We start from the raw sequence: 26,171 nt of genomic DNA on the forward strand, positions 1-26,171 counted from the left end.
TGCGGCGGGCGGAGTTTAGAACAGCAGGGTTTAGAACGGCAGGACCGGTGCGGGCGAGCCCTTGGGGCGCGCCGGGGCGGGCAGGCCGCAGGGCAGGAATTCGCCGCGCCCCGGCTCGGCCAGCAATTCGCCATCGCGGCAGATCACCTCGCCACGGGACAGCGTGACGACCGGCCAGCCGGTGACCTCGATCCCCTCATAGGGCGTATAGTCCACATTGTGGTGCAGGATGCCGTTGGTGATGGTCACCGTGCGCGACGGGTCCCACAGGGCGATGTCGGCGTCCGCCCCCACGGCGATGGTGCCCTTGCGCGGGTGCAGGCCGTACATGCGGGCGGGGTTGGCGGCGGTCAGCTCGACGAACTTGGTCAGCTCCATCCGGCCCTTCATCACGCCCTCGGAGAACAGCAGCGGCAGGCGTGTCTCGACGCCGGGGATTCCGTTGGGGACGCAGCGGAAGGGCGCCTGTTCGCCACGCACTTTCTTGCCGCCCGGCCCGTCGAAGCGGAAGGGCGCGTGGTCGGAGGAGAAGACCTGGAAGGCGCCGCCGGTCAGCCCGTCCCAGATCACCTTCTGGTTCGCGGCGTCGCGCGGTGGCGGCGAGCAGATGCACTTGGCGCCCTCGAACCCCTCACCACCGAGGTCGTCAGCGGTCAGGAACAGGTACTGCGGGCAGGTCTCGGCATAGATGCGCAGGCCGCGTCCCTGCGCCCAGCGGATCTGCTCGACCGCGTCGGCGCCGGAGACGTGGACGATCAGGATCGGCACGTCCACCAGCTCCGCCAGGGAGATCGCCCGGTGGGTAGCCTCGCGCTCCGCCACGCGGGGGCGGGAGACGCCGTGGAAATAGGGGGCGGTCTGGCCCGCGCGCTCCAGCTTCTCGGTCAGCCAGGCGATGCAGTCGGCGTTCTCCGCGTGCATCATGACCATGGCGCCCTCGGCGCGGGCGATGTCCAGCACCTCCAGGATCTGGCGGTCGTTCAGCTTCAGCGCGTCGTAGGTCATGTAGATCTTGAAGGACGTGTAGCCCTCGCGGATCAGCGCCGGAAGCTCCTGGCCGAGCACCTGCTCGGTGGGGTCGGTGACGATGAGATGGAAAGCATAGTCAATCAGCGGCTTCCCGGCGGGCGCGGCGGTGATAGTCGTCCACCGCGGCGCGCAGCGTCTTGCCCTTCTCCTGGCAGGCGAAGGGCAGCACCGTCGTGGTGCCGCCGAAGGCCGCGGAGCGGGTGCCGGTCAGGAAATCGTCGGCCATAACGGATTCGTCGCCGGTCGGCTGGTCGAAATGGACATGGCCGTCCACCCCGCCCGGCAGGACGAGCAGGCCGGCGGCGTCGATCTCCTCCCGCCCGGCAGCCAGCCCCTCGCCGAGCGCGGCGATCCGCCCGCCGCGCACGCCGACGTCGGCCTTGAACACGTCCGACGCGGTGGCGACCGTGCCGTTGCGGATGACCAGATCGAAGTTCATCGTCGTTTCTCCCATCGTGACGTTCTTGCCCCCACCCCGGCCCTCCCCCGCTTCGCAGGGGAGGGAGAACAGTTCCCTCCCCTGCGTTAGCGGGGGAGGGTTAGGGTGGGGGCAACACTCCCCCTCAGCCATGCAACTCGCGGAACAGGCTGCCCCAGCTCTCGACGCGGCGGGTGTCCACGCCGGTCATGCGCAGCGCCTTCCACACCACCGTGGACACCGTGTCGTAGACGGGGATGCCCAGCGCCTTCTCCATGCGCTCCGCCACCGGGGCGCCGCGCATGTTGGTGCAGATGATGGCGATGGCCTCCGGCTTGGACTCCGCAGCCTCCATGCACATCCGCTCAATGGTTTCTTCGGTCACTTCGGAGAAGGAAAAGTTGCCGCGGTCATTCAGGTGCCGCTCCGCTACCACCTCGAAGCCGGCGGCGTTGTAGTTGGCGACCATCTTCTCCTGGATCTCGTCCAGATAGGGGCTGACGATGGCGAAGCGCTTGCGCCCGGTCGTTTCCAGGATCTCATTCAGCGCGAGCATGGAGGTGCAGGCGGGAATGCCCGTCTCCGCTTCGATGGAGGCGCACAGCTTCTCGTCGGCCGCGAAGCCCAGCCAGCCGGCCGAGGTGCCGTTCCAGCCGATCACGTTCAGCCGGGCGTCGGCCAGCAGCCGGGCGGCGTCCAGGAACGGCGCGTTGGTGAACTGGTCCAGCGCCGCGGCGCGCAGCGAGATCTCCTTCACCGTGAAGCGCCCGAAATGGGCGGTCACCTCCGGCAGGCCGCTCAGCATCGCGGAGGTGATGGGCTCCAGCACCGTGTTGGAGGAGGGGGTCAGCATGCCCAGAAGGACGCGGTTGCTCATGGTCGTGATTCTTTCGGTCAGGCGCGCGCCCACAGCGCGCGGGCGGCCTTGTCGGCCTCGGTGCAGATCTCGTTCAGGTCGGCGCGGACGGGGCGCCCGTCCTCGACCAGCGTTTCGCCGTCCACCAGCACCATCTCCACGTCGCGCCCCTGCGCGGTGTGGACGAGCGTGCCGAGCGGGTTCATCAGCGGGCGCAGATGCGGGCGTCGGGCGTCGAAGACCACGAGGTCGGCCAGCTTCCCCACGGCCAGCGTGCCGATCTCCTCGGCCATGCCCACCGCCTGCGCGCCGCCCAGCGTCGCCATGCGGAACACGTCGGCGGGCTGCCAGGCGGCGGTGACCCCGCCCTGCTGGATGCGCGCGGTGGCGAGCGCCCAGCGCATCGCCTCCACCATGTCGCCGTGCTGCGTGTCGGTGCACAGCGCAAGGTTCACGCCGGCCTCCTTCAGCTTCGGCGTCGGCGCGAGCCGGCCCGAGGCGGCGTTGCATTTCGGCACATGCACCGCATGCGCTCCGGCTCGGGCGAGGCGGGCGATGTCGGCGTCCTCCACATAGAGGCAGTGGGTGGCGAGCAGCCGGTCGTTCATCAGCCCGCACTCGTCCAGCAGTTCCGCCGGGGTCAGGCCGGTGGAGGCCTTCACCCGCTCCACCTCCACCCGGCTCTGCGCCAGATGGGTGTTGACGCGCATGGAGCGCGCCGCAGCCTCTTCCGCCAAGGTGCGCAGGAAGGCGGGGGAGCAGGTGTCCGGCGCGTGGGCGGCCATCTGCACGCGGATGCGCCCGCCGTTGGCGCCGTTCCAGCGGGCGTGCAGATCCAGCGTGCGCAACAGCAGATCGCTGCCGATGGCCAGGTCGAAGCGCCATTCGCCCTGGGCCACGCCGGCAAAGTCCACGTCATGGACGCGCCAGCTCGCATGGACGCGCAGCCCGAGGTCGGCAATGGCGTCCAGCGTCGCGTCGGCGTGGACGAAATGGTCGCAGATCAGCGTCGAGCCGGCGAGCAGGGCCTCCACCGCGCCCAGCCGGGCCAACGCGCGGGCCTCCTCCGGCGTGGCGTCGGTGCCCTTGGGCACGCCCGGCGTGTAGGAGGGGGCGAAGCCGAGATCGGCGGCGACGCCGCGCACCATCACCAGGACGGCGTGCAGGTGCGCGTTGACGAACCCCGGCGTGACCACCCGTCCTGGCAGATGCCGGATCTCGGCGGCGGCGGGAAGCCCCTGCGATGCCGGAGCGAGATGGACAATGCGCCCGTCGCGGATGCCGATGGCGGCGTCGTCCACGACGCTGCCGACGGCCTCCCCGGTCAGGGCGGTGACGCCGGTCAGCAGCAGATCGAGCCGGCCGGTCACGCGACGGCGGCCTGCCGTTGCTGCATGCCCTCCTCACGGATCAGGTTGAGGATGTGACGCTTGTGGTCGTTGAAGCGCGGGCCGGTGGTGTCGCGCGGGCGCGGCAGGTCGAGCGCGATCAGCTCGCGGATGCGGCCCGGACGGCTGGTCATCACAGCCACGCGGGTGCCCAACACCAGCGCCTCGTCCACGCTGTGGGTGACGAAGACGACGGTGCAGCGCTGCTTCTGCCAGATGGCGACCAGTTCCTCCTGCATGTCCATCTTGGTCTGGGCGTCGAGCGCTGCGAAGGGCTCGTCCATCAGGATGACCTGCGGGTTCAGCAGCAGGGCGCGGGCGATACCGACGCGCTGGCTCATGCCGCCGGACAGCTCCGCCGGGAAATGGTTCTCGAAGCCGCGCAGGCCGACCATGTCGATGTATTCCTGGGCGGCGTCGCGCCGGTCGGCCTTGCGCCAGCCCTTCAGGCGCAGGTGGAAGGCGACGTTCTCCCACACCGGCAGCCAGGGCATCAGGTTGGCCTGCTGGAAGACCATGCCGCGGTCGGCGCCGGGGCCGTCCACCGGCTTGCCACCCACCGTCACGGTGCCCCCGGTCGGCTTCTCGAAGCCGGCGATCATGTTCAGCAGCGTGGACTTGCCGCAGCCCGACGAGCCGAGCAGGCAAAGGAACTCGTTCTTCTCCACCGACAGGCTGACATCGTCGATGGCCAGCAGGTCGCGCTTGCGCTTGGCGTCGCGGAAGATCTTGGTGATGTTCTGAAGGTCGATGGAAGCCATCGCTCAGCCCTCCCGGCTCTGAAGCGTGGAGCCGTGCTGCCAGTGCAGTGCGGCGGACATCAGGACTTTGATGAGCGCGTCGGTCGCGTAGCCGAGCAGGCCGATGCTGGCCATGGCCGCGAGCACGAGGTCGTAGCGCAGGAAGTAGTAGCTGTCCCACAGCACGTAGCCGAGGCCGCTCTTCACCGCGACCATCTCGGCCGTGACGGTGAGCATCCAGGCGGCACCGATGCCGATGCGCAGGCCGGCGAAGATGCTGGGCAGGGCTGCGGGGAACACGACGTGGCGCAGAAGCTGCTGTTCCGTAGCGCCCATCATCGAGGCGGCGCGGATCAGGTTGCGGTCGGCGGTCTTCACCCCGTGGATGGTGTTCATCAGGATCGGGAAGAAGGCGCCGAGGAAGACCAGGAAGATGGCCGGCTTGTTGGCGATGCCGAACCAGATGATCGCCAGCGGGATCCACGACACCGGCGGCACCGGACGGAGCATCTGGATGGTCGGCTCCACCGTCCGCTCGACCCAGCGCCACCAGCCGATGGCGATGCCCAGCAGCACGCCGCTGACCACCGCGATGCCATAGCCGGCGGCGACGCGCGTGGCGCTGGACAGGGCGTCGGCGAACCAGCGGCCGGTGTTGCCCTGCGAGGTCTCGTCGAAGCCGAAGATCCAGTCGCCCCAGGTGTGCAGAACCACCGACGGTGCCGGCAGCAGCGCCGCCGGCAGGAAGCCGGACCGGGAGAACACCTCCCAGGCGGCAAGGATGAAAAGGGGAACGACGGCGCGCTCCCAGGATTTCGACAATGCCGTCATGGCCCGGTTTTCCCTATCCCGTCGAAAAGCAGTGGTAGGTCTCGCCCTTCCCCTCTCCCCAGAGGGGAGAGGGGAAGGGCGGTGACGTGGCGAAGTGCTCTTAGAAGCCCAGTTCACTCTTCGGCTTCTTGGTGACGGCTTCGAGGAACGTGTAATCCAGGTTCTTCTCCGCGGCGGCGGTGACGTCGTTGGAGATGTATTTCAGCTCGCGCATCATCGTAGCGATGGCCAGCGTGCTGTCCTTGTGGATGGCGTAATCGGGGGAGGCGTTCTTGAGCGCCTCGGTGGCGACGGCCTTGTCCATGCCGGTGTATTTGTTGATGACGTCGACCCACACGGTCTGGTCGGACTTCAGCTTGTCGACCAGGGCGACGACCGAGCCGACGGTGGCCTCGACCGCCTTCGGGTGGTCCTTGATGACGTCGGAGCGGGTGACGATCAGGTTGGTCAGATTGCCGGCAGCCTGATCATAGGGCAGCGCGAAATGCGTGCCGACGCCGGTCTGGCGGATCTGGGAGGCGAAGGGTTCCACCGTGCAAATCACATCCACCTCGCCGCGCTGGAGGGCGGCGGCGTGGTCGGACGGGTTCGGGATGTTGATGAACTGCACGTCCTTGTTGACGTTGATGCCGTGCTTCTGGAGGGCGCCGCGCATGTGGATGTCCTGCGCGTTGCCGCGCGACGCCGCGACGCGCAGCGGCTCGCCCTTCTCCTTGCGCTCGGCGATCAGCTTTTTCAGCCCGTCCCAATCATCGGCCTTCAGGGCGATGCCCTTGCCAACGACGATCTCCGACCCACCGTTCACCTGACCGGACACGGCCACCACATCGAAGCCCTTATCGAGCGCCGTGATGTAGTGCAGGTAGGTGACCTGGGCCATGTCGATGCTCTTCGACACCAGCGCGGTCAGCACGTCGTTGCCGGAGTTGAAGTTGATCGCCTCGATCTCCACACCCTTGGCGAGTTCCGGGGTCAGCGCCATCGGCAGGCAATGGGCGCATTTGGCGAAGCCCAGCTTCAGCGTCTCCGCGTCGGCGGCCGGGGCGGTGGCAGCGGCGGAGAGGGCGAGGAAGGCGGCGGTGACGGTCGTCAGGGTGAGGGACCGGAACGTCATGAAAGGAGTGCTCCCGATGCGGTTGCGTCCCTCATCCTTTCGCAAGGCCCGTGCCAAATTGTATACAATATTATATTCGCCAATTTATTGGCTGTTTTCAGCCGTTTAGAGCATAGTGGGGGAGGCTGGCCACGCGCAAGCGCGCTTGCCTAAATTTTGTGCATAGCGCATCATTTCGGCATGCATGCCCAAGTATGCAGCACTTTCGGGGGTGGTGGGTCAGGATGGACAGGATCAAGACCATGAAGGCGCCGGCCCGGCCGATCCGCCGCGCGACGCTGCATCATTCCGCGGTGGAGGAGCTGCGGGCGATGATCCTGGACGGAGAGCTGCCGCCGGGCGTCCGCGTGCCGGAGGTGCAACTGTGCGAGCAGTTGGGAATCTCCCGCACGCCGCTGCGCGAGGCCTTGCGGGTCCTGTCGTCGGAAGGGCTGGTGGAGCTTCGCCCGCACCGCGGCGCCATCGTCGCCCCGGTGGACCCCGGCGAGATCGGGGCGATCTTCGAGGTGATGGACGCGCTGGAACGGCTGGCCGGGACGCTCGCCTGCCGCAACGGCTCCGACGCGGAGTTCGCGAAGCTCGACCGGATGCACGACCAGCTCGTCACCCAGCACGAGGCGGGGGAACGTGCGGCCTATTTCCTGACCAACCGCCAGATCCACACCCAGATCGTCGCCATGGCCCGCAACCCGGCGCTGGAGGCGACCTACGCCGGCTTCGCCGCCAAGATCCTGCGCGCCCGCTCGCTCGCCAACTACGACACGGGCCGCTGGCAGGAGTCGGTGGACGAGCATGAGGGGTTCATGAAGGCGTTCCGCCGCCGCGACGCCGAAGAGGCCGGCGCCCTGCTGGCCGATCACAGCCGCCGCACCGCGGTGGCAGTCATCCAAGCTCTGCGCCCTGCGGCGGTTCAGGGGGAAAAGGCAGCGGCCGGAGCCGAGCCGATGGACGCGGGATGATTCGTTCGATTAAGGCTTGAATTATGCTGCGGTGCGGAATATATTAGTTTCACTGACGCCTTTTTGGGCGTTTCCTCCCTAGACTCAGGCCGCCGGAGCAATCCTGGCGGCCTTTTTCTTTGCTCGGCGTATCTATGGTTTTGTGCGTCGCAGCAAGAAAAAGCCGCAATGTCTGGTGGAAAGCGAACCCCCGAAAGTGAAACACGCTGCTGCCGTCAAAGCCCTGCGGGGGTGCGAGGGCTTGAGGCATGCAGCGTGTCGCATTGTGTGCGCGCCTTTGTTTTTGTGCGGCGCGCCCTTGCTTTCACGGACTACCGAGTCCTCCCTAGACTCCGGCCTGACGCTGTTCGCAGCGCTACGAAAGATAGACCATACGTACCCGCATGATGTCAATGGGCACGGCGGCCGGAGGAGTATGTTTTTTCGCCTATGACCTTGCGCCGCCCCCCGTAAGTTCCAAGCGAATCGGAACATCACCGCCTGCCATCGTAGGGACCGGCCGATCGCCGCGCGTACCATCGCCGTCTTGGTTCACGTCATGCCCGCCGGGCATCGGAACCGACATAGCGGAGGAAACACTATGGCCGACGAACGGAACCCGAACCAGATGGGCAGCCAGAACGAGCGGAAGCAGGGGCAGCAGACCCAGGACAATCCGAAGAACCGGCAGCAGGGGCAGGACCAGGCGAACCGGCAGCAGCAGCAGGACATGGACCGCGACCAGGACGAGAAGGGCGGGCAGCAGCGCTGACCGCGCATCGCGGGAGGCGGGACATGATGTCCCGCCTCCCGCGATGGGTTTGCGGCGTGCTGGTTTTTTCGGCATACACTGGGGCGGCCGGCCGGCCGTCCCTTTTCACGTGGGCGGTCCGGATTCCGCTGGGAGGAGAGAGGACGGACCATGACCTACTGCGTCGCCCTGTATCTGGAGGACGGCTTGGTGATGCTGTCGGACACGCGCACCAACGCGGGGGTCGACCACATCTCCATCTTCAGCAAGATGCATGTCTTCGAGGAACCGGGCGACCGCATGATCGCCCTGATGACCGCCGGCAACCTTTCGCTCACCCAGTCGGTGATCGCGCTGATCCAGGAAGGGGTGGAACTGGACGGCGAGATCCGCACCATCGGCAGCGTGAACGGCATGTTCCAGGCCGCCCAGCTCGTCGGCGCCGCCGTCCGTCAGGTGTGGAAGCGGGACGGCCATGCGTTGAAGGAGCAGCGGGTGGATTTCGACCTGTCCATCATCCTGGGAGGCCAGATCCGCGGGGATCGGGTGCGGCTGTTCCACGTCTACGCCGCCGGCAATTTCATCGAGGCGACCGCCGACAACGCCTTCTTCCAGATCGGCGAGCACAAGTATGGCAAACCGATCCTTGACCGGGCGCTGAATCACAACACGCCGATCGAGGAAGGGATGAAGCTGGTGCTGATTTCCATGGACAGCACGCTGCGCTCCAACCTGACGGTCGGGCTGCCGCTCGACCTGATCGCCTACCGCCGCGATTCCCTGAAGCTGGAGACGAAGCGGCGGATCGGCGAGGACGATCCCTGCTTTAAGGAGATCAGCGACGGCTGGTCCCAGGCGCTCCGCGAGGCGTTCCGCTCCCTGCCGCCGCCGCGCTGGGCCGACTGAGGGAAGCCGGCCCGACATCGGGTGAGTGATGCACGGGCCACTGCCCACCCATCGGGCAGCATGGTCAAGGCCAAGGCGGAGATTAATTTTTAGGCATATTCAGCGGGCAATCTGCCCAGCTTCGCGCCGCGCCCGAACGATGACCATGGGGTGAACACCAGAGTATGCGGGGGTTCGGGGCTGGGGCGCCCTTGAACCCATGGGAGTGGCACGCAGGTTGCTCTCCCTCTGTCCTGCGACGCGCCACCGGGGGTTTCCACCGGTGCGCCCTACCAGGATAGCCCCATGGCCGCACTCCAATCCGCCCGTTCGCACCATCACCCGACCCTGCCGCCCGTCGCGAAGGACTCCGCCGCGCCGGCGGGCGTCGCGGTGACGCTGGACGGCATCACCCACCGCTTCGGCGCCTCGACCGCCGTGGACAACGTGACGCTGGAGATCAAGGCGGGCGAGCTGGTGGCCCTGCTGGGGCCGTCCGGCTGCGGCAAGACCACGCTGCTGCGCATCCTTGCCGGTTTCCAGGCGCAGACGTTGGGCCGCGTCGTCATCGGCGACCGGGTGGTCGACAGCCTGCCGCCCGCCGGGCGTGGCGTCGGCATCGTGTTCCAGAACTACGCGCTGTTCCCGCACATGACCGTGGCGCAGAACGTCGCCTACGGGCTGGAGGCGCGAGGTGCCGCCCGCGACGCCGTGCGGGCGCGGGTGGAGGCGATGCTGGGTCTGGTGAAGCTGGACGCCATGCGCGACCGCTTCCCCAAGCAGTTGTCCGGCGGACAGCAGCAGCGCGTGGCGCTGGCCCGCGCCCTGGCGATCCAGCCGAGCATCCTGCTGCTCGACGAGCCCTTCGCGGCGCTCGACAAGAATCTGCGGCTGGACATGCAGATCGAGATCAAGCAACTCCAGCGCCGTTTCGGCATCACCACCATCATGGTTACCCACGACCAGGAGGAGGCGCTGAGCATGGCAGACCGCATCGCCGTGCTGAGCCGGGGCAAGCTGGAGCAGTTCGGCACGCCGGAAGACGTCTACGACCGTCCCGGAACGCTGTTCGTCAACGGCTTCGTCGGCAGCGCCAACCAGTTGCGGGGCCGCGTCGTCCGCGCCTCCGGCAGCGTCGCCGAGGTGGCGCTGGAGGCCGGCACCGTTCTAACCGCCGTCACGCCCGACGCCGCGCTGGCCGCCGGAGACCCGGCCATCCTCTGCGTGCGCCCGGAGAATCTGCGACTCGCCACCGAGGCGGCGCCCCAGCAGATCGCCGGCACCGTGGACCTCGCCCTGCCGCTCGGCCCGGTGGTCGTCTACGAGGTGCGCACCGCCGACGGCGGGCAGGTGAAGGTGACCGAGCCGCGCGTGGCCGGCGCCGCGCTGCGCGCGCCCGGCACGCCGGTCCGGCTGCAACCCGTCTCCCCCCAGACCTGCCGCGCCTTCGCCGTTCCCGCGGGCGCCTGATCCACTCCCTCCCCCTTCTCTCCTCCTCCCCCTGGAGTGCCTGCCGATGACCCTCGACCGCCGCCAGATCCTCGCCGCCGGCCTCACGCTCGGCGCCATGTCCCTGTTCCCCGGCATGAGCTGGGCGCAGGCGCGCAAGCTGGTGTTCGCCACCTTCACCGGAAGCTGGGAGGAAGCCCACCGCGACGTGATCGTCCCGCATTTCCGCAAGGCCACGGGCAACGCCGACATCGCGCTGGACCCGATGCTGTCGGTGGACATGATCGCCAAGGTCTCCGCCGCCAAGGCGAACCCGCCGATCGACGTGATGCTGATGGACCCCGGCCCGCGCCTGTCGGTGATCGGCCAGGATCTGGCCGCGCCCTTCCCTGTCGCGGACAGCAAGAACTACCAGGACCTGCTGCCGGTGGCCCAGCTTCCCGAAGGGCCGGGCATCTTCTTCCAGGCGGTCGGCATCACCTACAACCCGGAGAAGGTCAAGACCCCGCCGACGAGCTGGGACGACCTGTGGAAGCCGGAATACAAGGGCCGCGTCGGCATCACCAACATGAACTCGACGCTCGGCACCGCCTTCATGGTCGAGCTGGCGAAGACCCGCGGCGGCGGCGAGAACGACATCGAGCCGGCCTTCGCCGCTCTCAAGGAGCTTCAGCCGAATCTCGGCGCCGTAGCGCCCAACCCCGGTGCGCTCGCCACCCTGTTCCAGCAGGGCCAGATCGACATCTCGCCGGGCAACTTCAACGCCATCCAGATCCTGCGCGCCCGCGGCGTGCCGGTGGAGTTCGCCAAGCCGAAGACCGGCACCATCGCCTTCCTGACCACCGCCCACATCACCAAGAATTCGCCCAACGCCAAGCTGGCGGCGGCGCTGATCGAATCCGCCATGGCGCCGGAGGTCCAGACCAAGCTGATGCAGGCGCCCTTCTACGTCATCCCGACGAATTCCAAGGTGCGGATGGACGGCGACATCGCCCGCATGATCGCCAAGGACCAGGAGGAGCTGAAGGCGTCCTTCGTGTTCCACGACTGGTCGGTGATCAACCAGAACCGCGCCGGCTGGATCGAGCGGTTCAACAAGGAGATCAAGGTGTAAGGCGTCGAAACGAGCCCCCACCCAACCCTCCCCCGCTGACGCAGGGGAGGGCTAAATCCCCTCCCCCTGCGAAGCGGGGGCAGGCTGGGAGGGGGGCCCGGCGCGGCCACTCCCTACTCCCCCACAGGACCCCACCCCATGACCGCCATCACCGCCCCCGGCCTCGCCGGACCCGCGACCGCCGCACGGCCCCGCATCGGGCGGGAATGGACGCTGGCGCTGCCGCTGGCCGCCTTCTTCGCGGTGTTCTTCGTGACGCCGCTGCTCCTTCTGGTCGCCGTGAGCCTCTACGCCGACGCGGAGATGACGCGGTTCGGGCTGGACCAGTACATCCGCTTCTTCGGCGACACCTTCAATCTGGCCGTGCTCGGCAGCACGCTGCTGCTGGGGGTGAAGGTCACGGCGCTGACGCTGCTGTTCGGCTATCCGCTGGCCTGGCTCTACACCCGCAGCGGGCCGCGGATGCAATCGGCGCTGATCCTGGTCATCATCCTGCCGCTGCTGACCTCGGTCGTGGTGCGCACCTTCGCCTGGATCGTCATCCTGGGGCGCGACGGCATCGTCAACAACCTGCTGCTGTCGCTGGGTCTGGCGGAGACGCCGCTGCGTCTGCTCTACACCGAGGGTGGCCTGGTCGCCGCCCTGGTGCAGGTGCAGATGCCACTGATGGTGCTGCCGCTGATCACCACCCTGTCGCGCCTCGACCCGAACCTGCTCGACGCCTCGGCGGCGCTGGGCGCCGGGCCGTGGCGGGGCTTCCTCAAGGTGACGCTGCCGCTGAGCCTGCCGGGGATCGTCGCGGGATGCCTGCTGACCTACGCCGCCTCGGTCACCGCCTTCATCACCCAGTCGCTGGTCGGCGGCGGACAGATGCTGTTCATGCCGCAATACATCTATCAACAGACCATCACGCTCCACAACTGGCCCTTCGCCGCCGCCATCTCGATCGTCTTCATGGTGTCGGTGATGGGTGTCGTGATGCTGTTCAATCTGCTGGGCCGCGCCAGCAAGGGGTACGTCCATGCCTGACATGCAGCGCCCGACCCTGGGAAGCGCCTCCTTCGGCCTCGTCATGGGCACGCTCGCCGGTGCGGCGCTGCTGCTGCTGGCGGCGCCGACGCTGGTGGTGCTCGTCACCTCCTTCACCGACGGCTATTCGCTGAAGTTCCCGCCGCCGTCCTACAGCCTGCGCTGGTACGCCTCGCTGATCGACGCATGGCAGCTCCAGGACGCCGCGCTGGTCAGCCTGAAGCTGGGCGCCGTGGTCACCGCCGTGTCGGTGGTGCTGGGCACCACCGCAGCACTGGCCATCGGACGCAGCCAACGCGCCTGGGCGCGCGGGCTGGACGCCCTGTTCATGTCGCCTCTGGTCCTGCCGGCTTTGGCCTTCGGCCTTGCCTCGTTGGTGTTCTTCAGCACGGCGGGGGTGGAGCTGTCCTTCCTGACGCTGGCCATCGGCCACATCGTCGTCAGCGTGCCCTACGTCCTGCGCACCACGCTGGCAAGCCTCGCCCAGCTCGACCCCGCGCTGTTGGAAAGCTCCGAGAGCCTGGGCGCCGGGCGCCTCTACACCTTCCGCCGGGTGACGCTGCCGACCATCCGCAACGGCATCGGCGCCGGGGCCTTCATCGCCTTCATGTCGAGCTTCGACAACATTCCGGTGTCGCTGTTCATGGCCGACGCCCGCAACGAGGTGCTGCCGATCCGCATGTGGCAGATCCTGGAGAACAGCCTGGACGTCCGCGCCGCGGCGGTGTCCGGCGTGCTGATCGCCGTCACCGTCCTGGCGATGGTGGTGATGGAGCGGGTCGCCGGCCTGTCGCGCCAGCTCCGCTAACTTATGCCCCGCGGAACAGGGAATAGCCCCAGGGGGTGAACTTCAGCGGCAGATGGTAGTGTTGCGCCACGTCGGTGACGGTGAAGCGGAACGGCGCCTCCTCCAGGAAGGCCGGTTCCGCCGTCCCTGCGCCTTGCGCGCGCAGCCAGGGGCCGATGTGGAACACCGCCTCGTAGACGCCCGCCGTCACGCCCGCGCCGCCGACCACCGGATGGTCGAGCGCGCCATTGGCACACAAACGGCTTTCCGCTAGCCTGTCCCGCTGTCCGTCCCGCAAAGCATAGAGTTCCACCCGCATCCCCTCGGCGGGCACCCCGCGCGCCACATCCACCGCATGCAACGAAATCCCGCCGGCCATCGGCCCGTCCCTTTCCCTGTGGAGTCCCCATGAACGTCTGGTTGCTGCCTCTGATCGCCATGGCGGCGGTTCAGGCGTTCGTCGGGCTGTGTCTCTTCGCCATTCCGGTGATCGCGCCGCAGGCGGCGCCCGACCTGGGGGTCGATCCGGGGCTTCTCGGCCTTTATACCGCGGTCGTCTTCACCGCCGCCATCCCCGCGTCGCTGGGGGCGGGCGGGCTGATCGCGCGTTGGGGGGCGATCCGCACCTGCCAGGCCTGCCTGCTCGCCGCCGCAGGAGCCGCGCTGCTGTCGGCCAGCGCCCTTCCCATCGCCTTCCTGCTGGGGGCGCTGGCGCTGGGCTTCGCCTTCGGGCCGGAAACGCCGGCCAGCACGCAGCTGCTGTCTCGGCTGACCCCGCCGGAGAAGCGCCCGCTGGTCTTCTCGCTGCGCCAGACCGGCAACCAGTTCGGCGGCATGGCCGCGGGATTTGCCGTGCCGCTGCTGGTCCTGTCCGTCGGCTGGCAGGCCAGCCTGCTGGTCGTGGCGGGCGCCACCGCCGTCCTGGCGCTCGTCCTGGAGCCGCTGGCCCGCCGTCACGACGGCGACGACCGCGCCGCCCCCCGCCCCGCCGGGCGCGGCACGTTGAAGCGCGCGCTCGATCTGGTCGCCGGGGAACCGGCGCTGCGCCGGCTGGCCATGGCGGTCTGCGCCTTCTCGGCCATGCAGCTTTGCCTAAACGGCTTCCTGGTCAGCTTCGCGGTGACCGGCCTGGGCTGGAGCCTGCCGCTGGCAGGCACGGCGCTGGCGGTGGCGCAGGGCGCCGGGCTGGTGGGGCGCGTCGGCTGGGGCCTCGTGGCGACGCGCTGGGCGCCGCCCCGCGTCATCCTTGCCGGGCTGGGCGTCGCCATGAGCGTGGCCGCCGCCCTCGTCGCCATCGCCTCCCCCGGCTGGCCGGTGCCCGCCTTCCTGGGCGTCTGCGCCGCCTTCGGCCTGTCGGCGAGCGGCTGGAACGGCCTGTTCGTTTCGGAAGTCGCCCGTCTCGCCCCGACGGGCCGGGCGGGCGAGGCGACGGGCGGCATGCTCGCCATCGCCTACGCCGGGCTGGTCATCGGGCCGGCGCTGTTCAGCCTGCTGGTCGCCGGGGGCTTCGGCTATTCCGCCGGCTATCTGGCCGCCGCCGCCGCCGCGCTGGCCGGCGCCGCGGCGCTGGTCATTCCCCTGCCGCCGGCCCCCACCCCGGACCTTTCAACCGCTGCCAAGGACACCCCATGCGCATGATAAGCGCCCGCCGGATCGCCGAACAGGTCGCCGCCCGCGCGGTCAGCGCCGTCGCCCTCTACGACAATTTGCTGGAGCGGATCGCGACTGAGAATCCGCGGCTGAACGCCATCGTCCATCTCGACCCGGAGGCCGGGCGGGCGGAGGCGCGGGCCGCCGACGAACGTGCCACGCGGGGCGAGGCGCTGCCCCTGCTCGGCGTGCCCTTCACGGTGAAGGACAACATCTGGGTGCGCGGACAGCCGGTCCGCCAGGGATCGCGGCTGTTCGAGGACTTCGTAGCGCCGGAGGACGCGGTAGCGGTGGCCCGGCTGCGCGCCGCGGGCGCCGTCTTCGCGGGAATCACCAACTGCTCGGAATTCGCCTGCAAGGGGGTCACGACCAATCGCCTGCACGGCCCGACCCGGAATCCCTGGGACGTGGCGCTGACGCCCGGCGGCTCCTCCGGCGGGGCGGCCAGCGCGGTTGCGGCGGGCTTGGCGCCGCTGGCGCTCTGCACGGACGGTGGCGGCTCCACCCGCCGGCCGGCGGCTCATGTCGGGGTGGTCGGCATGAAGCCGTCGGCCGGAGTAGTCCCCCACCCGGTCGGCTTTGCCGAGCCGGTGTTCGGCAACTCGGTGATCGGCCAGATGGCCCGCTCGGTCGCCGACGTGGCGCTGATGCTCGACACGCTGACCGGGCCGGACCCGCGCGACCCACAATCGGTGGCGGTGTCCGGCTCCTTCGCCCGCGCCGCCGCCAACCCCGAGCCGGCGGGCCTGCGCATCGCCTACAGCCGGCGGCTGGGGCTGGACGCCCCGGTCGATCCGGAGGTCGCCGCCTGCGTGGAGCGCGCCGTCCACCGCCTCGCCGACGCCGGGGCCATCGTGGAGGAGGCCGACCCGGTCTGGCCCGAGGGAGCCGGGGAAAGCGGCCTGATGCCCCTCCAGTTCGCCGGCCTCGCCGCGCTCTACGGCGAACGCTTCCGCGCCGCACCGGCGCTGTTCGACCCTGACATCGGACAGCAGATCGACGCCGGGCTGCGCACCAGCGGCGCGGAGGTCGCCCGCGCCCTGCATCTGCGGGAGGAGGCCTACCGCGCACTGGCCGCCCTCTTCACACGATACGACCTGCTGGTCTGCCCGACGACTCCGGTCACCGCATGGCCGTTCGACCGGCTCGGCCCCGCCACCATCGACGGGCGTCCGGTGACGCCGCGCGGCCACGCGGTCTTCACGCCTCTGTTCAATCACTGCTACGCGCCGGCCTGCTCGGTCCCCTGCGGGCTGACGGAGAGCGGCGGGCTTCCGGTTGGGCTGCAGATCGCCGGCCCGCGCCTGTCCGACGCGGCGGTGCTGCGGCTGGCCGCCGTGGTGGAAGCCACCTGCGGTTACACTGGCCTTGTAGCGTGACAGCCTTTTGAAGAAAAAGAGAATTGGCGATGGGGATAGAACGGACAGCCTGTATCAATCACCATCGTATTCTGGCAATCTTCACCCGAAGAGGGGTGGAGTAGGGAGATACGGGTGAAGACCAGCGAGCCGGACCAGCGGCCTGGATGGTCGGCGCGTCGGTTGTCGATTCTTTTCCTTATGGTTGCATTACCGCTGATCGCCTTTGAAGTGCACAACATCCTGGAATTGCGCAAGTCCAGGGAAACGGAAATCCGCCTGGAGTCGATGCAGCTTCTGGATCAGGTCGAATCCGAACAGCAGCGCATCGCCGACGATATCGAACACGTTTTGGTTGCCCTTACGGAGATGGGCATAGGGCAATTGTCCCCAGCGGCCTGTCAGGACACACTTCTTCGGATCAAGGCGAAGTTTCCTCCCTATCTGGCGGTGAGCATCAGCAACCGGTCTGGGACCATCTGGTGTTCCACCCAACCGCAGGCGCGCGGTCTCTCGGTCGCCGATCGCAGCTATTGGCAGGAGGCGTTGACCAGCGGGGAGCAAACCAACGGGGCTACCCTGACCTCCCGCACCACGGGCCGCCCCTCCATCCCCTTCGCCCTGGCCTACAAGGACGGGAACGGCGTTCCGGCAGGCGTGGTGACCGTGCTCCTCGACACCACGTGGCTGAACCTGTTCCTTCGCGAGAAGAGTCTGCCGGACGACGCGGAGGTGGTGATCGCCGACCGCTCCGGCATCGTCCTGGCGCACCAGCCCGAAACGCCGGACACCGTCGGCAGGCCGCTGCACGCGCCCTATCAGGCTCTGCTGGACCGGGGCGAGCGGCGTGTGGTCGAAGCGCCCGGTCCGGATGGCCGGATGCGGATCACCGCGGTGTCGCCGCTGGCCGCCGGCGTTCCCAACCTCTACGTCCATGTCAGCCTGGACAAGGACGAATCCATGCGGCCGGTCAACGCGGCCGCCCGGCGCACGCTCATCATTTTCATCGGGCTTTTCCTGTTCGCCGGGATCACCGCGGGCTGGAGCCTGTGGCGCTTCCTGCGCGCGCATGAGCTGGCGCGCAGCAACGCGCTCCGCATGGCGGCGGTGCTCGGCAGCACGGTGGACGGCGTGATCGAATTGGATCGCGATTGGCGCTTCACCTATCTGAACGACAAGGCGGTCGCTCTGGTCGCCCAGGGCCGCGACCTGCGCGGGCGGTCGCTGTGGGACGCCTTTCCGGAACTGGTCGACACGCCGCTGTGGCGCAAGGCCCATCAGGCGATGGCCGGGCAGACGCCGATCGACGATGAATTCCAAGGGATGCGCACCGGACGCTGGTTCTGGATGCGGGCCTTTCCCAACGCGAACGGGATGTCGGTCTATCTCCTCGACATCACCCGGCGGCGACAGGCCGAGGACGATCTGCGCAAGAGCAAGGACCGGCTGAGCCTTGCCCTTGAATCCGCCTTGGCCGGCACCTTCGACTGGGATCTCACCTCCGGCCAGGGGCACTGGTCGGAAGAAACCCACCGCATCTTCGGTCTCGACCCAGCCGTGCACGAGGCGACCAGCGCCATGTGGCGGTCGGTGGTACATCCCGACGATTTCGACATCGCGACGCTGAAGGCCCAGACGGAAATGCTCGTCGAGCGGCGTTCCTACGTCCGGCTGGAGTACCGCATCGTCCAGCCCGGCGGCGCCGTCCGCTGGGTCTCGTCGATCGGGCGGGTCAGTTACGGCCCCGACGGAACGCCGCTGCATTTCAGCGGCCTGAACCTCGACATCACCGAACGCAAGGCCCTGGAGGAGGCACTGCGCCGCAGCGAGGAGCGGTTGACCATTGCGCTGGCCGTGGCGGAGGCCGGCATTTGGGATTTCGACCTGCGGGACCGCACGCTGGCCTGGTCGGACGGCATGTACCGCCTGTATGGCGTCAGCCCGGACACCTTCACCCCCAGGGAGGAGAGCTTCTACAACCTGATCCACCCGATGGACCGGGAGGCGGTGCGCCGCTTCACCGAGGATGTGCTGGAGGCCCGGCGCTCCGACTACCGTGGCGAGTTCCGCATCCTGCATCCGCGCGACGGCGAGCGCTGGATCATGGTCATCGGGCGGCCGATCTACGACAACGGACGTCCGGTCCGGCTGAGCGGACTGAACATCGACATCACCGGGCGCAAGATGATGGAGCAGGCCCTGCGCGACGCCAAGGCCAAGGCCGACGAGGCCAACGTCTCCAAGTCGAAGTTCCTGGCCGCGGCCAGCCACGACCTGCGCCAGCCGCTGCAATCCGCCCTGCTGTTCGCCGGGGTCCTGCACCACCACGTCGATCCCGTCAAGGGGCGCGGCTCGCTGGCCTCGCTGGAGCGTGCACTGGAAACGCTGAAGAATCTTCTCGACAGCCTGCTGGACGTGTCGCGCCTGGACGCCGGTGTCATCAACCCGCAAATCGACACGGTGCCCCTGCGCCCGATGCTGGACGAGATCGAGGCGGCCTATGTCCCGATCGCCTCCAGCAAGGGGCTGGAGTTCACCGTCGTCCAGCCCGCGCCGGATCTGGCGGTGCGCAGCGACCGGCTGCTGCTCGGCCGGATGCTCCGCAATCTGGTGGAGAACGCCATCCGTTACACCGAGGCGGGCTATGTCCGCGTGTCCTGCGAGGCGGCGAACGGCACCGTCCGCATCATGGTGCAGGACAGCGGCATCGGCATCTCGGCGGAGCAGCAGACCAAGGTCTTCGAGGAGTTCCATCAGGTCGCCAATCCGGAACGCGACCGCAGCCAGGGGCTCGGCCTGGGGCTTGCCATCGTGAAGCGGCTGTCCCGGCTGCTGAACCATCCGGTGTCGGTGCGCTCCGAACCGGCCCATGGGTCGGTCTTCTCCATCGAAGCGCCGCGCGCCACCCCGGCCGTCCCCCTCCCCGCCCCCGAAGCGGAGGCTACCCCGTCCGGCGACGGGCGGTTGGCCGTTCTGGTCGAGGACGACGTGATCGTCCTGATGGGGCTGCGGACCATCTTCCAGGAATGGGGGTACGAGGTGGCCGTCGCCGGTTCCGCCGAGCAGGCGCTGGAGCGGCTGCGCGGACTGAACCGCCGCCCAGACCTGATCATCGCCGACTATCGGCTGCGCAACGGCCGGATCGGAACGGAAGCCATCGTGCAAATCCGCGGGCTGGTCGGGTCACCGGTTCCGGCGATCATCCTGACCGGCGAGATCGGCACCGAGTGCGACCGCGACGCGGCGGCGCTCGGGCTGGCCGTGGTGCGCAAACCGGTCACCCCGCGGCAGCTTCAAAGCGCCATCCAAGATCTTCTGAACCACAATCCGGTGAGACAGACCGGCGATTGATCGTCCTCCCCGACCGGAGAGCGGTGGACAAAAAGCGGACCAGCCTTGACGGGGCAGCGCCACTGCCCCATATTGTGCACTGCAACATAACGATAAGCCCTTTCCCGAGGGGGAGACGCCTTCTCAATCCTTTGAGGAGGTCCCTTATGAACACGCCTTCGACTTTCGCCTCGGCCCGTCCCTCCGAACGCGACCTGCAGCTCATCCGCCGCAAGGCCGTCCGGATGCGCGCCGACCATCTCCGGTCCCTGCTGGGCCGGCTGGCCGCGTTTCTGAAAGGACGGCCGGCCGACCTGAACCCCCACCGCCTGAATGGCGGCCGGGCCGCCGGTTGACCACGGACAGCCCTCATTTTTCCCTGATACAGCGACAGTAGCGCCCCGCAGGCGGTCCGCGACAGCGGCGCCTCGCGGGACGGTTGGTCTTTGGTTGGAGTTTTTCACATGCAGAAACGAGCGGTCGCCCTGGGCGGCTTCGGTGGGTTCAACCTGCACGGCGCGGGCGTGCTGACGGCGCTCGACCGCCTGGAGCGGATGCCCGACCTGTTCACGGTGACCTCCGGGCAGATCGTCGTGCTGGCCGCCTGGCTGCGCGGCGAGGACGTGCGCCGCCTGCTTCTTGAACACAGGGGGGCGTCCGGCGGGCTGCTCCAGGCCTGGCAGACCGCCCTGTTCGGGCACAAGGGCGTGTTCCGCCCGGTGCTGGGCGAGAACGCGCGACGCTGGCTGGATGTCCCGCTGTCGCCCTCGGCGGTGCTGGAGCGGCTGATGCCGGCCCGCCAATACGCCCCGGTGCGCGACCGCGACACCGTGGCCGAGATCGCCCGCACCCTGAACGAGGCCGAGGTCGGCGTCGTCTTCAACACCTACGACTTCCGCTCCGGAAACGGGCTGCTGCACGGCAACGCCGCCGCCCGCCGCCTGATGGCCGGGGAGGTCGGGCTTGAAGACATCACCGCGGACGCGGTGGAAAGCGCCCTCTGGCTCTATCTCTACGGCTTCGAGGAGGCCCCCGGCGGGCTGATCGACGGCGCCTATCACCGCAGCATCATCCTGTCGGAACTGCACGGCTTCGACGAGGTGACGGTGGCCGCGCCCTTCCCCGTCTCCTGGATCGGGCCGGTGCCGCGCAACCAACTGGAGGTGGAGAACTGGAAGATCCGCCAGTGGTTCGCCAACTCCTACAAGGCGGAGGTCGCGCGGCTGCGCCGGGTGATCGAACTGATGGAGCGCGGCACGCTCAACGACCCGGCCTACCGCATCCGCTCGCTGACCGAGTTGCCGCTGCGCCGCCATTACGGCTACTTCGACTATTTCACGGAGAAGGCGGAGGTGTTCGACGACGCGCTCGCCCAGGCGCTCGGCCATTTCGGCGGCGGCCCGGCCCACGAGCAGCGGCGCGCCGGCTGACCGGCTGACACGGAGGGCCCGGCGGCTCAGGCCGCGCGGGCCTCCACCAGCTTCACGCAATCGCCCATTACGAAGCGGCTGTCCACCGCTCCCATGCCGGCCTGCGGCAGATGCCCCTCGTAGCCGGCGGTGTAGCGGGCACCGAAGGCGAAGCTCAGCCAGGGCGACACCACGCGCATCCACAACCGGGCCGCCGAGCGCTCCGACTGGGTGTAGTCGAGGATGCGCAGCGTCCCCTCCGGCTTCAGGATACGTCGCATCTCGCGCAGCACCGGCACCTGAAGATCCTCCGGCAGGACGCAGAAGACGAAGGTCGCCACCACATGGTCGAAATGGCCGTCGGGGAATCCGGTGGCGGCCAGATCCATCACCTGGAACTCCACCGCCCGCCTCAGCCTGTCCGCCCGCTTGGCGGCGCGGGCCAGCATGGCCGGGCTGGCGTCCACCGCGGTTATCCGGGCGCCCTCGGGATAGAAGGGGATGTTGCAGCCGGTGCCAGCCCCAGCGTCCAGGATGCGGCCGGACAGGCCGCGGAACGTGCCCCGGCGCAGGCGCCGCTTCCACATCACCTCGTAACCGAGGTCCAGCGCGTCGTAGAGCGGGGCGATGCGTTCGTAGGTGCGCACATAACCGGTCTGCATGGTTCGAGACTCCCCCGAAGCGGCCCGTTCACACCGTGAGCGTCAAGGGCCGGAAGCGCGTTTTGCCTGTTCTTCCTTTCATAGCAGGCGAATGTGACGGATCATCGCGCCTGGGGTTCGAAGCCCGACAAACGGCCCGACAAACGGAATGGAGATGGCATGGATGCGCTGAACCCGGCGGCGGAGGCCCGCCGTCAGGCCGGACTGGAAATCCAGGCGCTGGCCGAGGATTTCGAACAGAGCGACGAGGCCGCTTTCCTGCGGATGCGCATCATCGGCGGGGTGGTCGCGGGGGTGGTGACGCTGGTCCTGCTGGTCCTGCTGACCGCGGGGGCGGACTGGCGCTATCTGTTCGGCTTCTGGGTGGTGATCGTCGGCTTCATCGGGATCGGCTACGCCGTGTCCGTCTACCGCCAGCGGCAGCAGACCGCGCGGCTGCGCGCCCTGGCGACCCGCTGGCTGAGCGGCGGAACCGTCCCGCCAGTCTGAGGGGGCCGGTCTGAGGAAAGGGCCGGGTCAGGAGGCGCGCGAACCGCGGTGCTTGCGGCGGCGCTGGAAATTCTGGATGCGCTCGATCACCTCGCCCATGTCCGCCGCCTCCTCCACCTCGCCGAGATGCAGGAGGACGCGGATGTAGGTGTCGATCAGGCCGAGAACGGCCTCCTCGTCGGTCACGCCGTAGGCCGCCTGGCCCAGGGCATCGACGATCAGGGTCCCGCTGTCGGCCAGCGCCTCGGCCACCTCGTTGATGGCGCGATCGAGGGCGGTGTCGTCCCCGTCCGGCGCTTCCAGCACCGGGTCGAGGATGTCGGGAAAGGAAAGCCGGTCGGCGGGATAGCCAGCCATTGGCAACTCTCCAAGAAAAAAACAGGGCCGTGAACCGGCCCCTGGTGCGCGCGAACGGAGGGCGGGTGTCCCCCTTCTGGTGATTCGTGGCCCTATGAAACGTGACGGTGAAGGAGGATGGCCGCGTCAGGCGGCCATCGATTCCATAGCTTCGGCCAGGGCGTCCGCGTCCTCCGCGACGGGCAGACCCGTCCAGGGGATCAACTCGCGCCCGGTGTTGGCGAGGCGCTTGGCCTCCATATGGCCGATCACCGCGGTGCCTTCCCGTGCGATCCGCAGGATGTCGCCGTCCTCCGGAACCAGCGCCCGTTCCACGCCGCAGGCGCGGGCAAGGCGGGCGTGGGCCTCCAGATGCTCGATGGTGCCGTGCACCGGCACGGAGAAGCGCGGGCGGATCAGGTCGTACATGCGGATCAGGTCGTCCCGCTTCGGGTGGCCCGACACATGCACCGGCGCATCGGCGGGGGTCACCACCGTCACGCCCTTGGCCTTCAGATGGTCCTGCACGTCGGCCAGCACCACCTCGTTGCCGGGAATGGCGCGGGCGGAGAAGATCACCGTGTCGCCGCTTTCCAGCCATAGCTCACGGTGGCCATCGCGGGCCAGCCGGCTGAGCGCCGCCCGCTCCTCGCCCTGGCTGCCGGTGCACAGGAACACGAGGTTCCGGCGCGGAGTCCAGGAGGCTTCCATGATGGAGATAAACTCCGGAGCCTTCTCCAGATAGCCGCTGGCGCGGGCCGCCTTCTCCATGCGCAGCATCGACCGGCCAACCAGCACCACCTTGCGGTCGTGGGCCGCCGCGGCCTCCGCCACCGCCTGCATGCGGGCGACGTTGGACGCGAAGCCGGTCACCGCGATGGCGCCCTTGCGCCCGGCGAAGGCCTCGATCAGGCCGGCGCGGGCGTCCGCCTCCGACCCCGTGGTGCCGTCGACGTTGGCGTTGGTGCTGTCGCACATCATCGCCAGCACGCCGCGGTCGCCCAGACGCTTCAGCGCGTCCAGGTCCATGGTCGGGCCGACCAGCGGGTGCGGGTCGAACTTCCAGTCGCCGGTGTGCAGGACCGTGCCGGCCTTGGTGTGGATCGCCACCGACACCGGCTCGGGGATCGAGTGGGTGACGGTGATGGTCTCGATGCCGAAGGGGCCGATCTCGAAGGCCGCACCCGGTTCGAACACCCGGATGCGGGCGTGGCGCAGGCCGCCGGACTCCTTCAGCCGTTCACGGATCACGTGGGCGGCGAAGGGGGTCGCGTAGATCGGGCATTCCAGCCCCGGCCACAAATGGTGGATGGCACCGATGTGATCTTCGTGGGCGTGGGTGACGACCAGCCCGACCACCTCGTCCATCCGCTCCTCAATAAAGGAGGGATCGGCCATCAGGCTGTCGACGCCCGGCGCCTCGTCGCCCATGAAGGCGACGCCGGCGTCCACGATCAGCCACTTCCCGGCATGGCCGTAGAGCGCCATGTTCATACCGATGCGCGAGCAGCCGCCGAGCGGGATGAACAGGATCTCGTCGTTGCCCGGAACCGGGCCGGGAACCGGCGCGCCCGGCGGGCGGGTCGCCTTGGGGCGCTCGTAGGGCTTGGGGTTCTGGTTCTTCTGGAAACGCGGGCCGCCGGACTTGCCGCTGCGCACATCGCCAACAATCGTGTTCGGGCGGTTGCCGCCAAAATTCGAGTTCGGGCGGTTGCCGCCCTTGGGCGCCGCGCGGCGGCGCTTGTTATCAAACGTCATACGTCCTTCTTGCTTCACGACATCTCAGCCGGCATTCAACGCTGCCGGACGGGCGTGCATCGCGTGTCGATGCGGATCTCGGGGGGTCTCCCCGGCCATCGGCGGCGCCAGGACCGTGGGGATGGGTCAAGGCAGCCGGCCGCACCGGCCAGGGAGAGCGGTGTTCGAGCCAGTAATCCAGATGACGACGCCGGTCAACCGCTGAATCACGACCCGGAAAAGGGTTCGCCGGTCGGTCACCCGAAGGTTACGGCCATCCGCCGGCGATGTTGCACATATGTTTCCTTCGCCGCGGCGTTCAAGGGGGCGCCATCGCCTGATTTTTTGCGGCCTTCGCGCGTCGCGCCGGCGGGGGGCGCGGATGGTGGAATTGCGGGCGTTCGCGGGCTCCCGAGGGCGCCTCGGTTGGCTGGCCTGTGTGGAGCGCATGGCAAAGACACCACCAAAGACATGGCAAAGCCACCGCCGGTCCGCGATCCTTCGCCGCCTCTCCTGTTGTTTGCGGACGCCCGGCGAACGGGCACTGTCCAAATGGGGAGCATCCCATGTCCGACTATGAATCCAGGTGGAGGAACGACCCGGGCACCCGCCGCGACGACGATCGGTGGGAGCGCGACCGCCAACGCGGCGAAAGCCGCGAGTGGAGCGCCGGTTCGTATCAGAACCGTGGCCGTGACGAGTTCGGTCAATCGAATTGGGGCCAGTCCGGATCGGGCCAGTCCGGCCGTTCCGGCATGATGGGTGGCGGTGGCCGCCAGCCCGGCTACGGCTACGAGGGCCAGGGTCGCGAAGGATTCGACTACGGCCGCGACTATTGGCGCCAGCAGGAAGGCCGGGGCGATTACGGTCAAGGCTCCTATGGTCAAAGCTACGGCCAGGGCACCTATGGTCAAGGCTCCGGCAATCGCGACTACGGCCGCGATTATGGGTCCCGGGGTTCCTTCGGCCAGGGCCAGCGCGACTGGCGCTCCCGCGAGGATCGTCAGAGCTACGAGGACCGTGGCGACTACGGCCAGGACTTCGGCTACCGTGGCGGCTTCGGACGTTCCGATTACGGCAGCGGAGCCTATGGCGGCCGTGATTACGGCAGCCGCGACTATGGCGGCATGGATTACGGGTCGCGCGGCACCGGAAACCGCGACTACAGCAGCCGTGACTACGGGAACCGCGACTATGGCCGGATGGGCTACGGTGGCGGCAGCGGCTACGGCCGCAACGAGGAGCGCGGTTTCTTCGAACGGGCGGGCGACGAGATGGCCTCCTGGTTCGGCGACGAAGACGCGGAACGCCGCCGCCGCATGGATGCCCGCAACGACGATCCCGGCGCCCAGCACCACCGAGGCCGCGGGCCGCGCGGCTACACCCGCTCCGACGATCGCATCCGCGAGGATGTGAACGATCGCCTGACCGACGACCCCTACATCGACGCGTCGGAAATCGACGTGACCGTCAGCAATTGCGAGGTCACGCTGAGCGGCACGGTGGGCGACCGCCGGACCAAGCGCCGCGCCGAGGACATGGCCGAGACCATTTCCGGCGTCCGCCATGTGCAGAACAATCTGCGCGTCCGCGAGCGGACCTTCGGCGGCACCGGCACCACCGCCGGGGCGTCGGCGATGGCCGGGCTCGGCGGCACCGGGTCTTCCGGCACCGGCATGAGTGGCTCGGGGATGGGCAGCACCGGCATGAGCGGGTCCACAACGGGCACGTCCGGAACCTCCAGCACCTCCGGGACCGGCATGAGTGGTACCGGTATGGGCGGGACTTCCGGAACCACGGACAGCACCAGCCGCTCCAGCACCTCCGGCAGCACCAACCGCTGACCGTGCCCAACGCGCCCCTCCCGCCGT

General features: G+C 68.6%; 23 protein-coding genes and 1 pseudogene. 14 read left to right on the plus strand and 10 right to left on the minus strand.

All coding sequences use genetic code 11. The features are described from left to right. Positions 1 to 30: 30 nt before the first annotated feature. The 6 genes and pseudogenes from hydA to H1Q64_RS28810 all read right to left on the minus strand — a co-directional run bounded on the left by hydA (position 31) and on the right by H1Q64_RS28810 (position 6,376). Positions 31 to 1,468: pseudogene (hydA, locus tag H1Q64_RS28785) on the minus strand (dihydropyrimidinase). A 124-nt stretch (positions 1,469 to 1,592) separates the two neighbouring features. Then, complete coding sequence (locus H1Q64_RS28790) at positions 1,593 to 2,324, minus strand: aspartate/glutamate racemase family protein (RefSeq protein ID WP_237907301.1); 732 nt, start codon at positions 2,322 to 2,324, stop codon at positions 1,593 to 1,595. Positions 2,325 to 2,341: 17 nt separating this feature from the next. Continuing rightward, complete coding sequence (locus H1Q64_RS28795; RefSeq protein ID WP_237907302.1) at positions 2,342 to 3,673, minus strand: amidohydrolase family protein; 1,332 nt, start codon at positions 3,671 to 3,673, stop codon at positions 2,342 to 2,344. Next, entirely contained in the window at positions 3,670 to 4,452 is a 783-nt protein-coding gene (locus tag H1Q64_RS28800) for an ABC transporter ATP-binding protein (protein ID WP_237907303.1), read from the minus strand. Before H1Q64_RS28800 ends, H1Q64_RS28795 begins: the two co-directional genes overlap by 4 nt. A 3-nt stretch (positions 4,453 to 4,455) precedes the next feature. Next, positions 4,456 to 5,262: an ABC transporter permease gene (locus tag H1Q64_RS28805; protein WP_040136228.1), complete on the minus strand. Its 807-nt coding sequence runs from the start codon at positions 5,260 to 5,262 to the stop codon at positions 4,456 to 4,458. A gap of 100 nt (positions 5,263 to 5,362) precedes the next feature. Continuing rightward, on the minus strand, positions 5,363 to 6,376 hold the full coding sequence (locus H1Q64_RS28810; RefSeq protein ID WP_237907304.1) for an ABC transporter substrate-binding protein: 1,014 nt from the start codon (positions 6,374 to 6,376) through the stop codon (positions 5,363 to 5,365). A gap of 224 nt (positions 6,377 to 6,600) precedes the next feature. On the opposite strand from H1Q64_RS28810, the gene H1Q64_RS28815 reads away from it, so the two are divergent. The 7 genes from H1Q64_RS28815 (at position 6,601) to H1Q64_RS28845 (ending at position 13,350) form a co-directional block, all read left to right on the plus strand. Then, positions 6,601 to 7,335, plus strand: a complete 735-nt coding sequence (locus tag H1Q64_RS28815; protein WP_237907305.1) for a GntR family transcriptional regulator — start codon at positions 6,601 to 6,603, stop codon at positions 7,333 to 7,335. Between the two features lie 580 nt (positions 7,336 to 7,915). Next, the gene (locus H1Q64_RS28820; RefSeq protein ID WP_237907306.1) at positions 7,916 to 8,086 is read left to right on the plus strand and encodes a hypothetical protein; all 171 of its coding nucleotides are present in this window, start codon (positions 7,916 to 7,918) and stop codon (positions 8,084 to 8,086) included. 150 nt (positions 8,087 to 8,236) lie between these two features. Beyond that, on the plus strand, positions 8,237 to 8,971 hold the full coding sequence (locus tag H1Q64_RS28825) for a proteasome-type protease (RefSeq protein ID WP_035679665.1): 735 nt from the start codon (positions 8,237 to 8,239) through the stop codon (positions 8,969 to 8,971). A 285-nt stretch (positions 8,972 to 9,256) separates the two neighbouring features. Further along, a complete protein-coding gene (locus tag H1Q64_RS28830; protein ID WP_237907307.1) occupies positions 9,257 to 10,420 on the plus strand; it encodes an ABC transporter ATP-binding protein in 1,164 nt (387 codons plus the stop codon). Positions 10,421 to 10,466: 46 nt separating this feature from the next. Then, positions 10,467 to 11,513, plus strand: coding sequence for an ABC transporter substrate-binding protein (locus tag H1Q64_RS28835; RefSeq protein WP_237907308.1), 1,047 nt, complete (start codon positions 10,467 to 10,469; stop codon positions 11,511 to 11,513). Between the two features lie 138 nt (positions 11,514 to 11,651). Beyond that, complete coding sequence (locus H1Q64_RS28840) at positions 11,652 to 12,542, plus strand: ABC transporter permease (protein ID WP_237907309.1); 891 nt, start codon at positions 11,652 to 11,654, stop codon at positions 12,540 to 12,542. Then, positions 12,535 to 13,350 (plus strand): ABC transporter permease, encoded by an 816-nt coding sequence (locus tag H1Q64_RS28845; RefSeq protein WP_237907310.1) that lies wholly within the window; start codon positions 12,535 to 12,537, stop codon positions 13,348 to 13,350. The genes H1Q64_RS28840 and H1Q64_RS28845 overlap by 8 nt, the downstream gene beginning before the upstream one ends. 1 nt (position 13,351) lies before the next feature. Here the strand turns inward: H1Q64_RS28845 and H1Q64_RS28850 are convergent, their stop codons facing one another. Beyond that, positions 13,352 to 13,708, minus strand: a complete 357-nt coding sequence (locus H1Q64_RS28850) for a hydroxyisourate hydrolase (RefSeq protein WP_237907311.1) — start codon at positions 13,706 to 13,708, stop codon at positions 13,352 to 13,354. Between the two features lie 29 nt (positions 13,709 to 13,737). Here H1Q64_RS28850 and H1Q64_RS28855 point away from each other — a divergent pair, with 29 nt between their 5' ends. From H1Q64_RS28855 to H1Q64_RS28875, 5 genes are all read left to right on the plus strand, one after another. Next, complete coding sequence (locus H1Q64_RS28855) at positions 13,738 to 14,967, plus strand: MFS transporter (protein ID WP_237907312.1); 1,230 nt, start codon at positions 13,738 to 13,740, stop codon at positions 14,965 to 14,967. Then, on the plus strand, positions 14,958 to 16,358 hold the full coding sequence (locus H1Q64_RS28860) for an amidase (protein WP_237907313.1): 1,401 nt from the start codon (positions 14,958 to 14,960) through the stop codon (positions 16,356 to 16,358). The genes H1Q64_RS28855 and H1Q64_RS28860 overlap by 10 nt, the downstream gene beginning before the upstream one ends. 180 nt (positions 16,359 to 16,538) lie before the next feature. After that, entirely contained in the window at positions 16,539 to 19,688 is a 3,150-nt protein-coding gene (locus H1Q64_RS28865) for a PAS domain-containing protein (protein ID WP_237907314.1), read from the plus strand. A 146-nt stretch (positions 19,689 to 19,834) separates the two neighbouring features. Beyond that, complete coding sequence (locus H1Q64_RS28870) at positions 19,835 to 20,023, plus strand: hypothetical protein (RefSeq protein ID WP_237907315.1); 189 nt, start codon at positions 19,835 to 19,837, stop codon at positions 20,021 to 20,023. Positions 20,024 to 20,131: 108 nt separating this feature from the next. Then, positions 20,132 to 21,097 carry a hypothetical protein gene (locus tag H1Q64_RS28875; protein WP_237907316.1) on the plus strand — a complete coding sequence of 322 codons (966 nt, stop codon included), beginning with the start codon at positions 20,132 to 20,134 and terminating at the stop codon, positions 21,095 to 21,097. A gap of 26 nt (positions 21,098 to 21,123) precedes the next feature. On the opposite strand, the gene H1Q64_RS28880 is transcribed toward H1Q64_RS28875, so the two are convergent. Further along, positions 21,124 to 21,738, minus strand: coding sequence for a class I SAM-dependent methyltransferase (locus H1Q64_RS28880; protein WP_237907317.1), 615 nt, complete (start codon positions 21,736 to 21,738; stop codon positions 21,124 to 21,126). 159 nt (positions 21,739 to 21,897) lie between these two features. Between H1Q64_RS28880 and H1Q64_RS28885 the strand changes: the two genes are divergently transcribed. Continuing rightward, positions 21,898 to 22,227, plus strand: coding sequence for a hypothetical protein (locus tag H1Q64_RS28885; protein WP_149167250.1), 330 nt, complete (start codon positions 21,898 to 21,900; stop codon positions 22,225 to 22,227). Between the two features lie 27 nt (positions 22,228 to 22,254). Here H1Q64_RS28885 and H1Q64_RS28890 read toward each other — a convergent pair whose 3' ends face one another. Both H1Q64_RS28890 and H1Q64_RS28895 read right to left on the minus strand, forming a co-directional pair. Then, on the minus strand, positions 22,255 to 22,584 hold the full coding sequence (locus H1Q64_RS28890) for a hypothetical protein (protein WP_237907318.1): 330 nt from the start codon (positions 22,582 to 22,584) through the stop codon (positions 22,255 to 22,257). Between the two features lie 126 nt (positions 22,585 to 22,710). After that, a complete protein-coding gene (locus H1Q64_RS28895; protein WP_237907319.1) occupies positions 22,711 to 24,321 on the minus strand; it encodes a ribonuclease J in 1,611 nt (536 codons plus the stop codon). Positions 24,322 to 24,866: 545 nt separating this feature from the next. Here H1Q64_RS28895 and H1Q64_RS28900 point away from each other — a divergent pair. Continuing rightward, positions 24,867 to 26,144 (plus strand): BON domain-containing protein, encoded by a 1,278-nt coding sequence (locus tag H1Q64_RS28900; protein WP_237907320.1) that lies wholly within the window; start codon positions 24,867 to 24,869, stop codon positions 26,142 to 26,144. The last annotated feature ends 27 nt before the right edge of the window (positions 26,145 to 26,171 follow it).

Source organism: Azospirillum brasilense (genome assembly GCF_022023855.1).
Taxonomy (GTDB): Bacteria; Pseudomonadota; Alphaproteobacteria; order Azospirillales; family Azospirillaceae; genus Azospirillum; species Azospirillum brasilense_F.